Annotated in this window: 6 protein-coding genes, 2 tRNA genes and 2 rRNA genes; 2 read left to right on the top strand and 8 right to left on the bottom strand. The window is 55.6% G+C overall.

Annotation, left to right across the window (positions count from 1 at the left end; translation table 11 throughout):
- From C7459_RS21825 to C7459_RS21840, 4 genes are all read right to left on the bottom strand, one after another.
- Positions 1-187: ribosomal RNA gene (locus C7459_RS21825) — 16S ribosomal RNA — on the bottom strand; the annotation flags it as partial.
- A gap of 251 nt (positions 188-438) precedes the next feature.
- On the bottom strand, positions 439-2,496 hold the full coding sequence (locus tag C7459_RS21830) for a methyl-accepting chemotaxis protein (protein WP_170119611.1): 2,058 nt from the start codon (positions 2,494-2,496) through the stop codon (positions 439-441).
- Between the two features lie 184 nt (positions 2,497-2,680).
- Complete coding sequence (locus tag C7459_RS21835; RefSeq protein WP_109691393.1) at positions 2,681-3,874, bottom strand: ABC transporter permease; 1,194 nt, start codon at positions 3,872-3,874, stop codon at positions 2,681-2,683.
- A complete protein-coding gene (locus C7459_RS21840; RefSeq protein WP_109691394.1) occupies positions 3,871-4,602 on the bottom strand; it encodes an ABC transporter ATP-binding protein in 732 nt (243 codons plus the stop codon). The genes C7459_RS21835 and C7459_RS21840 overlap by 4 nt, the downstream gene beginning before the upstream one ends.
- Before the next feature lie 196 nt (positions 4,603-4,798).
- On the opposite strand from C7459_RS21840, the gene C7459_RS21845 reads away from it, so the two are divergent.
- Positions 4,799-5,032, top strand: coding sequence for an NHLP leader peptide family RiPP precursor (locus C7459_RS21845; protein WP_109691395.1), 234 nt, complete (start codon positions 4,799-4,801; stop codon positions 5,030-5,032).
- Between the two features lie 47 nt (positions 5,033-5,079).
- Here the strand turns inward: C7459_RS21845 and C7459_RS21850 are convergent, their stop codons facing one another.
- Positions 5,080-10,275 carry an AAA family ATPase gene (locus tag C7459_RS21850; protein ID WP_146201071.1) on the bottom strand — a complete coding sequence of 1,732 codons (5,196 nt, stop codon included), beginning with the start codon at positions 10,273-10,275 and terminating at the stop codon, positions 5,080-5,082.
- 141 nt (positions 10,276-10,416) lie between these two features.
- Here C7459_RS21850 and C7459_RS21855 point away from each other — a divergent pair, with 141 nt between their 5' ends.
- Positions 10,417-12,534, top strand: coding sequence for a TOMM precursor leader peptide-binding protein (locus C7459_RS21855; protein WP_109691397.1), 2,118 nt, complete (start codon positions 10,417-10,419; stop codon positions 12,532-12,534).
- Positions 12,535-12,591: 57 nt separating this feature from the next.
- Here the strand turns inward: C7459_RS21855 and C7459_RS21860 are convergent.
- From C7459_RS21860 to C7459_RS21870, 3 genes are all read right to left on the bottom strand, one after another.
- Positions 12,592-12,667: transfer RNA gene (locus tag C7459_RS21860), tRNA-Met, on the bottom strand.
- A 22-nt stretch (positions 12,668-12,689) separates the two neighbouring features.
- Positions 12,690-12,766, bottom strand: a tRNA-Arg gene (locus C7459_RS21865).
- A gap of 47 nt (positions 12,767-12,813) precedes the next feature.
- A 23S ribosomal RNA gene (locus C7459_RS21870) occupies positions 12,814-12,954 on the bottom strand; the annotation flags it as partial.

Genomic DNA, 12,954 nt, shown 5'->3' on the forward strand with positions numbered 1-12,954 from the left:
AAGAGATCATCCGGTATTAGCACTCGTTTCCAAGCGTTATCCCAGTCTGCCAGGCAGGTTACCCACGTGTTACTCACCCGTCCGCCGCTGACATCCTCGAAGCAAGCTCCGAATCAGTCCGCTCGACTTGCATGTATTAGGCACGCCGCCAGCGTTCGTCCTGAGCCAGGATCAAACTCTCAATTAAAGTTTGATTCAAGGCTCGAATCGATTCTCATCTATCACTCGTTTAGTTTTCAAGGATCAATCAAGCCGCAGAAGCGACGTTTTCTAATATACCACCTCAGCCAACTCAAGTCAACTTCTCTTTTCTTCACCGCCACTCTCTCGCGGCGACAAGGAGTATCTTAGCATGTCCAACGCCCACACTCAATCCGCATACCGAAACAAATTCGCGCAAAAACAAAAAGGACTGCCCATGAGGACAGTCCTTTTTCCTTACACTCGCAATTTCGACACAGCTTCCTGTAACTCAACAGCCATCCGCGCCAACATCGTCGACGCGCTAGTGAACTCCTGCATCGTCGCCGTCTGCTCCTCAGAAGCTGCTGCAACATCCTGAGCATGTTCCGCCGAACCGTTCGAGATGCGGCCGATCTCTTGCATCGACTGTACCATCGTCAGCGTACCGGCCTGCATCTGTTGCACAGCCGCCGCCACTTCCTGCGACTGATCAGAGACCGTCTCCACATCAGACAGAATCGCATAGAACGATTCGCCCGCTTGACCGACCATCCGCAACCCTTCGTGTACCGCGAGATTGCCGTCCTCCATCGAACGCATCGCCGTCTGAATCTCGCCTTGAATCTCCTGCACCAAGTGCGAGATCTGCTCGGCTGCACGACCAGACTGCTCGGCTAGTTTCCGCACTTCATCCGCGACTACCGCAAAGCCCTTGCCATGCTCCCCTGCACGCGCCGCTTCGATTGCCGCGTTGAGCGCCAGCAGATTGGTCTGCGCCGCGATCGACGTGATCAGCCCGACGATCTGGCCAATCTCTTGCGACTTGCCACCCAGCCCGTTGACCACATTGACCGACGTGTGGACTTTGCCTTGGATCAAATTCATCTGCCCAATCGCTTGGTTCACCGTCTCATGGCCACGGTTTGCCGTGCGCGTTGCCTGTACAGATGAATTCGCAACCGACTGCACTCGAGAGGCCACGCTCTCCATCCCATGCGCGATCTCGTTGGCCACCTGTGTCGTCTGGTCGGATATACTCGCTTGTTGCTCAGTCCCCGTCGCTACTTCGACCATCGCGATGGAGATCTGCTCGGCAGCCGTCGTCGTCTGTTCCGCGCTCGCCGTCAACTGCTCCGACGTGGCTGCTACCTGCTCCGCGCTCGTCGAAACCTGTCCAACCAACACGCGCAGATTGCCCATCATCCCATTGAAGTTGCGCGCCATCGTGCCGAACTCATCGGCACTTTTCACCTGAAGCGTCTGTGTAAAGTCTCCCTCGGACAGCGCGGCCGCAATCCGGTTGACATGCTTCAAGTTGCCCGTGATGTAGCGACCAAACCACACGATCAACGCCACGGCCAGCACCACGGCCCCCACGATCAACGGAATCAGATTCTTCAACAGAGTATCCAGTTCTGCAAACAGTTCTTTTTCTGGCATCACCATCGCGATCTTCCATCCCGTCTCCGGAACCGTCGTGTAAAAGACATGGAGCTTGTCGGAGGGTCCATCAACGATCGCCACGCCTTGCTCATGGCTCAACAACTCGTTGCTAAAACCGGCCATCCCGGAGTCTTTGTCGTCCGCCAATTTGACCTTCATCAACTTTTTCTCATCACGATCTGCCAGATAGGTGCCGTTTTTATCCACGAGGAATGCATACCCTGTGTCGCCGACCTTGATATCAGTGATCATCTTTTGCAAATTGGTCAACGAGATATCGCCTGTTGTGACCCCGATGAACGTTTCGCTTTGATCGTGGATCGGAGCGACTGCGGTCACCATCGTCGTTTTGGTCCCTTCATCATAGTAAGGCTCCGTCCATGCGACGTTTTTATCGGTGGACCTCCCGAGTTTATACCAATCTTGAGACGGGTAATCGTATTCAGGCTTCTCAAAATCAGCGAGAAAAGCCACCTTGTCCCCCTCACGATACGCATAAGGTCCGAAGTACTTCACGTCCGCCTTGTACCGATTCGGCTCATAGAACACGCCGAGGCCAAACGTATCCTTGTTCGTCTGCAAGGTGTTCTCGACGAGTCTCACATATTGCTCACGGTTCAGATCCACCCCCACAGATTCCATCATGCGGGCCGTCGCTTCGGCCACGCGGCTATGCGATTTCAACCGCGTTTCCACCGCTTGCACAGTCTGACCGAGTTTCGCGTCCATCTTGCTGCTGATCTCCGAATTGATCATCGACTTAGAATACTCGTACTCCATCCCCGACAACCCGAACAGAACCAAGATCAGAAATGGCAAGATCATCCCCATCATACGCATCGTCACACTGCGAAATCGAAATCTATTCATCGACTGACAGAGCCCCCTCATACCTGTATCTTTCTTTCTACATGTACATTTTACCGAGTCCCCGCAGTCGAATCATTGTCGTAATATTTCCAACCCTTACAATCCACCCTGACCCGTCAGAGTAAAAAAAAGACTGCCCCACGCGTGGGCAGCCTTTTTCACAAATTACCTATCCTGAAAATCCCTAGCCTTTCACAATCAACGACTCGCGACGGAACAGGTTCGCCGTCAACACCACGGCGAGGATGGCAAAAACGAGCGAACTGCCAAATACCATCGCAACGTGTGCAGGATCGGAAACGCCATAGAGAACTTCCTTCATCAGCGTCGTTGTGTTGAGCACGGGCAGCAGGAAGTACTGCGTCGGAATCTCGTTGATTGACATCATCATCGTCGCGTACACAGGAACCATCGCCACAAACACGAACGGTGCGAGGTAGGTTTGCGCTTCCTTGTACGTCTTCGCCAGCGAACTGACGCCGAGCATCAGGGCACCAAACATAATCGAGACAAAAAACAGCGCCCCCAAGATCGTCAACACATCGACCGCCGACAAATACGACAGCGAGAAATGCAGATCCTGCGAAGAGTCCCCCTCCGAACTGGGCATGAAGCGGAAGGTCGCGACCATCGCCAGCGTGGAGAGCAACGCCGAGAGGAAGGACATCACCGAGACGGACAACAACTTGCCGGTCAACACTTGACGCGAATTCACGGGTGCGGTCAGCAACGCCTCCAACGTGCCGCGTTCCTTCTCGCCCGCCATCAAGTCGGTCGCGACGGGCATCGCACCTGTCACACAGGAGAGCACGAGAAGCAACGGCACGATGAAACCGAGCGCACTGCCCGCTTTTTGGTTCTCCTCAGACGTATCGATCGATTGCACATCGAACGGCAGGAGGGTTTCCGGCGGAACATTCAATTTCGTCAGACGTTCCGCGGCCACTTCTTGGCTGAGCACTTGGAGCGTCTGCTGTACCAATCCATGCGCCGCCTCCGACTTTTGATTCGACGGGTCGTACGCAATCGTCAAGCCAGCCGGCTTCTGCGCCTGCACCTGTTGGTCAAACTGTTCACCGATCGTCACCACAGCTCGGACGTCGCCGTCCTTGAGCGCCTGTAACGGGTCGCTTTTTTCCACGAGATGCATCTCAGGGATCTTCGAGATGGCTTGTTCGACGCGGGCGTTGTGGCCGACGAGCGCGACATTGATGTTTTTCCGCGCGTCCTCGGCAGCCCCCGCTTGCATCTTGGCGATGAACAGCATCAGCGCAGGCATCACCAACAGCGGCAACACGATGCTGCCCAGCCACATCTTGCGATCGGTCAGCAGTTCCTTGATTTCCTTTTGAAAGACGATCCACCAACCGCGCTTCATCGAGCTCCCCCCGCTCCCACGATGTTCATGAAGATCTCATCGAGATCACGACTGCCATGCGTTGCAAAAAGCGCCTCCAACGTTCCGTTGTACTGCAGCTCCCCACGGTGCAAGATCACCGCTCGGTCACACAACCGTTCGACCTCGCTCATGATGTGGCTGGAGAACAGAATCGTCTTGCCCTCCGCTTTAAACTCCTGCACCAAGCGCCGGAACATATTGGCCGACGTGATGTCCAATCCAGAGGTCGGTTCGTCAAAAAGGATCACTGCCGGGTCGTGTACCACCGAGCGCGCGATGGCGACTTTTTGGCGCATCCCTTTGGAGAACCCCCCGACCTTGCGATCCAGAAATCCCGCCATATCAAACCGCTTCGCCAACTCCTCCGTCCGTTCCCGGATCGTGCGCTCCTCCAGACCGTACAAGCGCCCAAAGTACGCGATGTTGTCGCGGGCGGTCAACTTTTCATACAGCCCGGTCTCCCCGCCAAACAAGATCCCGATGCGCTTGCGAACTTCCTCTGGACGTTGCAGCGTATCCATCCCGTCGACGACGATCCGCCCCTCCGTCGGTGACAAAACGGTGGAGATCATGCGTAGCGTGGTGGTTTTGCCTGCCCCGTTTTCGCCGAGCAACCCGACGACTTCCCCTTGGCCCACTTCTAAGCTCAGGTCGCTCACAGCCGGGATTTTTTTGAATTTTTTGGTAACCCGTTCTACCAGAATCATAACTGACAACCGCCTCCTATCGCTCTCGTTCCGCTCCGATACGTATCAATACTACCCAGAGTGTACTCAACTCAGTTTCATCTGTAAAGCCTTTCCAACCATATAAATCAGTTGTATAATAGACGTAACAGAAAGGTTTAAGCTGTATCCTTTCTCATATATTATATATTTTAAATGATCAGGAGGCACATCGCAGATGCATTCGCACAAAAACTATGACGAAGTCGTCGCCAAAGCATGGTCGGACCCGAGCTTCAAGGAACGATTGAAGCAGGACCCACACAGTGTGTTGGCCGAGCATGGCATTGAAGTCCCAAAAGGCACCCAAGTCACCGTCGTCGAGGACACCGATGCGGTACAGCATCTGATCCTGCCGCTCAACCTGACAGGCGGCCTCGCTCCGAGCGTATCCAAGTTGTGTGATGGCTAAGAAACAGCAAAGAGACTGCCACGATCGTGGCAGTCTCTTTTTTGATCTCACCGGCAGCGTTCGACGTACATCTGTAGAATTTCATCGCTTGGCGAGCGCTTGAGACACTCGGCGAAAAGCGTCCGCGCCTCCTCGACAGACCCTGCCCAGTAGGCCTGGTAGGCTTGTTCGTAGAGCGGTTGCAAGCGCAGTTTCTTCGAATATCGCTGCGGTACGTCAGCAGAGAACACTTCGTACAGCGTGACGGGAGCAGAACGTCCGCGCACCGACACATGATCGATCGGTCGGAGGGCGAAACGCTCTGGGTGCTTCAAACGCTCGCGAGTATGCTCGCTGATCAACAGCGGTACATTGTAGGTCTTGGTCAGTTTTTCAATCCGCGCCGCCACGTTGACCGCGTCGCTGATCACCGTGGAGTCCATGCGCTCGTAGCCACCGATCGTCCCGAGCATGAGATGCCCACTGTTCACCCCGATCCCGAGCCGTACCGCCTCCCGCCCTTCGGCAGCGCGGGTTTCGTTGTAAACCTGCAGCTGCCTGAGCATGGCGACCCCCGCTCGCACCGCATCGTCCGCGTCCCGATCGAACAGCGCCATGATCGAGTCTCCGATGTACTTGTCGACAAATCCACCCTGTTCCTTGATCACCGGCTCCATCCGGCGCAGGAATCCATTGAGGAAAAAGAAATTCTCCTCTGGCGTCATCTGTTCCGACAGCGTCGTGAACGAGCGGATATCGGCAAACAGTACGCTCATGTCCTTCTCGACATGGTCGCCCCAATTGACATCGGTGATGCTTTTTTTCTGGAGCAAGCGCAGGAATTGGTGAGGGACGAAGCGGCCGTATGCATGATTGAGCGTCACCTGTCGTCTGTACAATTCGGCGTTCTCGATGGAGACAGCGGTCTGAGCGGCGAGCAGATTCATGACCTCCAACCGCTCCTCCGTGAACCCGTGTGTCATCAAGTTGTTCTCCAAGTAGATCACGCCGATCGTCCGGCCTTGGTTGAGGATCGGCAGGCAGAGCACCGACTTCGGTTCCGTCTCGCGAATGTACGGACACTTACCGAACACATCGTCACGCGCCGCATCGTGCAACACCACCGCTTCCTGTAGCCGCGTCACATACTGGATGATCATCGGTGAAACGTCCACACACGATTGCCACGGCGTCGGGTTGCAGACCAGCACATTGATCTCCTCGGGCATTTTGTGGGCGACGACGTTCAAGCCATCCTCCGATTGCATCAAAAACACGACTTTTTGCGCCCCCGCGTTTTCCACGACGATCTCAATCAGTTTTTCCAACAGCTTTTCGAGGACGATTTCCCCTGAGATGGTTCGCGCCGCCTTCATCACGGAGAGGAAATCGACATTGGTTGTTTGCTGATCCTGTTGGTTCTGCATGTGCAGCAAGACCGGATGTTCCACTTCCAACTGTCGGGCTTTGACCAGCGCCCCCCATTGCAGATACCCGTAGCGCGCCGCTTCGAGATAAGAGGTGGCGAGATGGGGCTTGCCCAAGTTCAGATAGAACTTCGCCGCACATTCGTTGGCGATGGCCGCATGGTGTAGGTAGCCGTTGCGAGACGCCGCCTCAATCGCTTGGTCGTACAGGTCCATCGCCACTCGCACATGTCCAGCCAATCTGGCAACTTCCGCCTCCATCAACAGGGAACGGTGTAGGAAGTTGTCTGGGCAGACCGCTGCCCATTTTTTCATCTGCTTGCGGTAGTGCTTCAGTTTCTTGTCTGATTCGCCCTGCCCCACAGCTGTATAGGTCAAGGCAAACAGGAACGGGAGGTCCGATTCATACTGGACGACCTCCTCGGAGATCTCCGGAATCAGTTGGAGGATCGCGTCATACTCACCCGCCAAATAGAGCAAGAAAATTTTGCAAAAGTAATACCAGGTCGGCCAGAGCGCCGCTTGGTTGGGCAGAACTTCGGTGCGGTAGTGCTCCTCGTCAAAATCCTCGTAGGAGAGGTTGGCAATGCCCTCGGTCGTGCCTTGCAAGTTGTGAATCAGGCCGAACGCGATGTGGATCAAATAGAGCGTCCATTCCGACTTGCTGCGCTCAAACATCCGCATCAGTTTCTGCAGATCCTGCTTGAGTTCGTCCAGTGGAACACCACCATAGACCTGACGTTGCGCCCGGTCGGCTAGCGTATACACGGCGCGCATCAGTTCGCCCGCTTCGAGCGACAATTGCGACACGGTCCACAGCGAATCGATCACCGAGCGGTTGTGCGTCGTCCAGCGCTGAATCTCGTTCGCGTAGAAACTCAGGCTCCGATACGCCCGCACGCCTTTGCGGGACAGCATCAATTCCTCCATCTCGACGCCGAGCCGTCCGAGCGCGTCGGCCGTCTCGTAATCGCCAAACTCGGTCAACACCATCACGCCGACGCCAACGTAGGCGGAGGCGGTTTTTTCAGTCAGTCCATGCTCCAACGAACTCTCGATCATGTGGATGCGCAACGCTTGGAACAGCATCGGGTCGATGTGATAGGACGGTACCCCCATCGAATTCATCATCTCCACCTGTGCGATCACGATCGGGTCGGTTGCCATCGGCACGTCGATCATCTCCGCGAACGGCTTGTTTTGCACCAGCCATTTCAACTGCTTGTACGCACGCATCCGGGCGGCGCGGCTCATGTGCATCTTGCCTTTCCACCCAAGCACCCGCAAGCCTTCCTCGCCAGTGCGCAACGCTTCCTCCATCCGGTCGGAGAAGTTGTACAAGAGGATTTTGATGATATACACCGCAGACTTGTCGAGCACCGTCCTCGCCCGCTGCACCACTTGGTCAAAAAAAGCCTCCGCCTGTTCGACTTGTCCGCACAGATACTCCAGTTCAAAACGTTCCTTGTACAGCTCATACGCCAACCCGTACTGCGTCTCCCAACACGTGTCGGTCAACAGGTCCGTGCCGCGCGCGATGTACGAAATCGCTTGGTCATAGGCCGTCGAGGTCTTCAACTGCCGACCCGCTTCGAGGTTCAACCACGCCAATTCTTCACGCTCGTCAGGTGCGGTAATCCAATCCAACGCTTCATTTAAATGGTTGACGCGTTCGAACAAGCGATCCTCGCGATCCCAGAGCCAGCGCCCCATCTGCAGATGTGTGCGCTTGCGCTCCTCCTCGGTCAACAATCCATAGGCCGCCTGCTGTACGCGGTCATGCAGGAATTCACAGGAGATGTGCAAACTGTCCAAGCACTCCTGCTCGACGCAACCATCGCGGATGTCGTACAGCCACTTGTACGCCGTGCCTTTGGAGAGCAGGATGCCCTCTTCCAACGCCCACAACAAATCAGCGGCGACTTCCACCATCTCCCGTTCGAGCACGACCTGCAACGCGAGCAGATCGAACGAACTGCCTAAGCAGGCTGCTGCTTTCACCAACTGCTGGGTGCTCATCGGCAATTGTGTAAGCTTGTTGACTAAAAAACCGACTTGGTTGGCGTTGACCTCCATCCTGAGAATCGCCTGCTCATCCCAGCGCCACTCTCCGGTCTCTTCCTCCAAGCACAGATGGCCTTGCGTGTACAAACTCTGCAGAAATTCTTTGATAAAAAGCGGATTGCCTCCGCCCTTTTCCATCACCACCTGTGCGAACCACGCGGCTTGCTCGGCTGTGCAACGCAACGTATCGCGCATCATCTGGGCGACATGCTCACTGCGCAGCGGATCGAGCAGGAGATCGCGAACCAAGCCTTCCTCGCGCATCGTGTGTACCGCATTGCTCCAGCGGTCCGGCAAATCGTCATCACGGCAACTCCCGATCAACAAGAGATGCGTGATGCTCTGATCGGACAGCAAAAAAGACAACAACTTCAAGGACGCTTGATCCGCTTCTTGCAAGTCGTCGAGAAACATCACCACCGGATGCTGCTCGGCCGCGAACACGCCCAACAAATTTTGCAACGCCAGCCGGAAGCGGTTGTTCGTCTCGACGGCAGACGCTTTCGAGACGGGCGGTTGCGGGCCGACGATGCGTTCCAGCGCGGGCAGCAACTCCGTCAGCAGGGAGAGATTCGCCCCAACCGCTTGCTGGATGCGCTCCCGCCAGTTCGCGATGCTGGCATCGCTTTGGGCCAGCAGATGCGTGACGAGTTGTTGCAAGGCTTGCAACAACCCTTGGTACGGAGCTTGCTTGCGCTTGTCGAACTTGCCCATGAGGAAAAAACCGTGCTCTTGCTGCACAATCCGCTTAAACTCCTGCCCGAGCGTCGACTTGCCAAGCCCAGCTGCACCGATCACCAGCATGCCTTCGTAGCCGCCTTGACAAACGCGCTCGTAAGCCTGACACAGCGTCTGAATCTCCCGCTCCCGTCCGTACAGGGCATCGGGGATGCGGAAATGTTCGGCGCGATCTGCCTCGCCCACCGGAAAGTGTTCGATCCTGCCGCCGATCGTCAATTGACGGAGGCATTTTTCCAAGTCGTATTTGAGTCCATATGCGCTCTGGTAGCGATCTTCGGCGTTTTTGGCGAGGCACTTGCAGATCAGATCGGACAGCGTGAACGGAAGCAGCGGATTCAAAACCGTCGGCGGCACAGCTTCGACGGAGAGATGCTGATAGATCAGATGCACCGGATCTTCAGCGGAAAAGGGACGCTGTCCGGTCAGCATCTCATAGAATGTCACGCCCAACGCATACAGATCCGAGCGGAAATCGGTCGGTCGATTCAATCGCCCCGTCTGCTCTGGCGACATGTACGGAAGCGACCCTTCTAACAAATCAGGTTGCACCAAGTCGGTGCGCTCGCCAGATAGTAGCGAGGCACTGGCAAAATTGGTGAGTTTGACAAGTTCCTGCTCCCGGTTGACGAGAATGTTCGCAGGCTTGATGTCTTTATGAATGATGTTCTTCCGGTGCAGATGCAACACAGCATCCGCCAGTCGAATCGCAATCTCCAGAAACAGAAACAGGTTCATCGGCCCTTCGGTCAGCACCTGTTCCAACGTCTCGCCGCCACAATCCTCTAGTTTGAGCAACCAAGTATGTTGATAGGGCTCCAGCGCGAGCGGAGCAATCACACCAGGTGAAACGGCTCGACGGGTCACTTCGTATTCGCGTTTCAGTTGCAGGATCTCCTGAGGTGCCGGATAGTCGGCCTGAAAGGTCTTGATCAGAACCGGCCCTTGCGCCGTTTGTGACTGCGCGCGGTAGAGAACGGTCTTTTTCTCCCGGTGCAGTTGTGTTTGGACTTGATACTCGGCGACAGTGAACACGATGAAGCCCCCTCCAACTTCGCTTAAATGGCAGTTCAGCACATCTTCTATTATAATCTACAGTCTTTTTTTAGTCATGATAGATTCTGTGCCATCTTGTATACTTAATCATGAAATCTTATTCTGTTGCGAGGTTTTGAGATGATCCAAATGCCTGTTTTGAAACCGATTGTCCAAGTAGACGTGTTGCGCGACGATGCGGTCTTGGTGATCACAGAGACTGGTTCGACGCTTTGGGAAGGGAGCGCGTATGTTCGCCTGCTCCCTTTTTTGCAAAAAGGAATTTCGACGGTGGACTTGGTTGCGCAGATGCGAGGTGCCATGTCGGCGGCGGAGGTGTATTATATCTTGTTGGAATGGGAGCGAGCGGGAGTGTTGATGGAAGCTACCTCCACGGTACCAGAGCCGCTGGTTGGATGGCTCAGTTCGCTGGTCCCCGATGTGCCCGCCGCCTACCAGCTTTTGCAAAAAACGACGGTGTCCCTCACATCGTTCGGCCCCGTCGATGCGACGCGGCTGGCACAAGAACTGCTGATGCCTGTGGCTCCTGATCAGACGGGTGACTTCGAAATTGTGCTGACCGATGACTATCTGCGCGCGGAGTTGCAGGCGGTGAACGAGCGTGCGCTGGCGAGTGGACGTCCGTGGATGCTGGCGAAACCGATCGGGAACGTCCTCTGGATCGGTCCCGTTTTTCGTCCAGGTGTGAGCGGATGTTGGGTGTGCTTGGCCCAGCGCTTGCGAGGAGACCGGAGAATCGCTGGGGTTACGACCTTGGACAGACAGACTGGCTATGAGTTGGTGGCCCAAGAAGCGATGAAAGCGGTGGTGTTGGGCGAACGTCATGCGCTGAACGGAGCACTGGTGACATTGGATCTGCAGCAGTTGCAAAGTGAGACGCACACGGTGGTACGGCGACCGCAATGCCCGGTTTGTGGAGAGCAGACGTCCGCTGCGCCGCTGGTTTTGAAGTCACAGCCTGTCGCAGTTGGTGAGTATCGGACGGTGTCGGCTCAAGAGACGTTGCAAAAGTTTGGGCATCATGTCAGCGCGATCACCGGAGTTGTGAAGCGATTGGAACGCGTACAAGATCGCGGTGGCTTGGTGCATAACTATGTTGCTGGAGTGAATCACGCGGGTGGTGCAGGGTTGCGCTCGTCGAGTGGGGGCAAAGGTACGGATGATTTGCAAGCCCAAGCAGGGGCGTTGTGTGAGGCTCTTGAACGCTACTCGGGGCGGTTTCAAGGCGAGGAGGAACGGATATCCGCGAGTTTTTTGGAACTTGGAGAACGAGCTCTGCATCCGAACCGACTGATGCTGTTCAGTGACGACCAATACGCTCAACGTGCGGAACGCAACGCCCGCAACACACTGCCAGGGCGACAGATTCCCCTTTTATTTGATGAGGCGGACGTACTAGACTGGACGCCGGTCTGGTCGCTGACGGAACAAAAGTTCAAGTATGTACCGACCGCGTCGTGCTTTTTCGGATACCCAGATACGCGATACTGTCATGCGGACTCGAACGGTTGCGCGGCGGGGAACTCGCGGGAGGAGGCGATCCTGCAGGGATTTTTCGAACTGGTCGAGCGGGATAGTGTGGCGATGTGGTGGTACAATCGCGTGGCGCGCGGGGCGGTTGATTGGGCGAGTTTCCATCTGCCCTACGTGGCACGCTTGCAGGAACACTACCACACGCTCGGTCGGGAGTTTTGGGTCTTGGATATCACCCATGACTTTGGCATCCCGTCGTTTGTCGCAGTTAGTCGTGCGGTAGGGGGTGCGACAGAGGATCTGTTGTGCGGTTTTGGAGCACACCTCGACCCGCAGATCGCCTTGCTCCGAGCGCTCACTGAGATGAATCAGTTTCTCCCGGCGTTGGCCGATCGCGAGCGACAGGACGCGGTTACTCGACAGTGGTGGCGAACGGCGACGTTAGAGAATCAACCCTATCTTGCACCCGATGGAGGGATTCCGGTGAAGCGGGCCTCCGATTTCCAGACGCTACATGTGACTGATCTTCGCGAAACTGTGCACCATTGCCAAGCGATAGTGGAAGGCAAAGGGCTGGAGTTGCTGGTGTTGGACCTCACGCGTCCAGATGTTGGACTGCCGGTAGTTAAAGTGATCGTGCCTGGCCTGCGTCACTTTTGGAACCGATTTGCGCGAGGGCGCTTGTATGATGTGCCGGTGGAGTTGGGCTGGTTGTCGTCAGCCAGAACCGAAACGGAACTGAACAGCATCCCGTTGTTTTTTTAAGCAAAAAAAGACCTGATCCGCGAGGGATCAGGTCTTTTGCTGTGCGCTATATCAGTTTGGTTGCGGGGACAGGACTTGAACCTGTGACCTTCGGGTTATGAGCCCGACGAGCTGCCAACTGCTCCACCCCGCGACGACAATATGAAGAAGTAAAATGGCGTGCCCTGAGAGATTCGAACTCCCGGCCTTTTGATTCGTAGTCAAACGCTCTATCCAGCTGAGCTAAGGGCACGTATGAAACTGGAAAGCAACTTTGTGAGTTCAAGACAATGTATTGCGTAGGATAAGCCCTCGACCTATTAGTACTGGTCAGCTAAATGCCTCGCGGCACGTACACACCCAGCCTATCAACCCAGTCTTCTACTGGGGGTCTTACCACGTTGACCGTGTGGGAAGTCTTATCTTGAGGGGGGCTTCGCG

The organism is Tumebacillus permanentifrigoris (genome assembly GCF_003148565.1).
GTDB lineage: Bacteria > Bacillota > Bacilli > Tumebacillales > Tumebacillaceae > Tumebacillus > Tumebacillus permanentifrigoris.

Excerpts from the sequence above, each read along its gene's own strand:
- C7459_RS21830 (WP_170119611.1), bottom strand. The coding sequence starts at position 2,496 with ATGAATAGATTTCGATTTCGCAGTGTGACGATGCGTATGATGGGGATG.
- C7459_RS21835 (WP_109691393.1), bottom strand. The coding sequence starts at position 3,874 with ATGAAGCGCGGTTGGTGGATCGTCTTTCAAAAGGAAATCAAGGAACTG.
- C7459_RS21840 (WP_109691394.1), bottom strand. The coding sequence starts at position 4,602 with ATGATTCTGGTAGAACGGGTTACCAAAAAATTCAAAAAAATCCCGGCT.
- C7459_RS21845 (WP_109691395.1), top strand. The coding sequence starts at position 4,799 with ATGCATTCGCACAAAAACTATGACGAAGTCGTCGCCAAAGCATGGTCG.
- C7459_RS21855 (WP_109691397.1), top strand. The coding sequence starts at position 10,417 with ATGATCCAAATGCCTGTTTTGAAACCGATTGTCCAAGTAGACGTGTTG.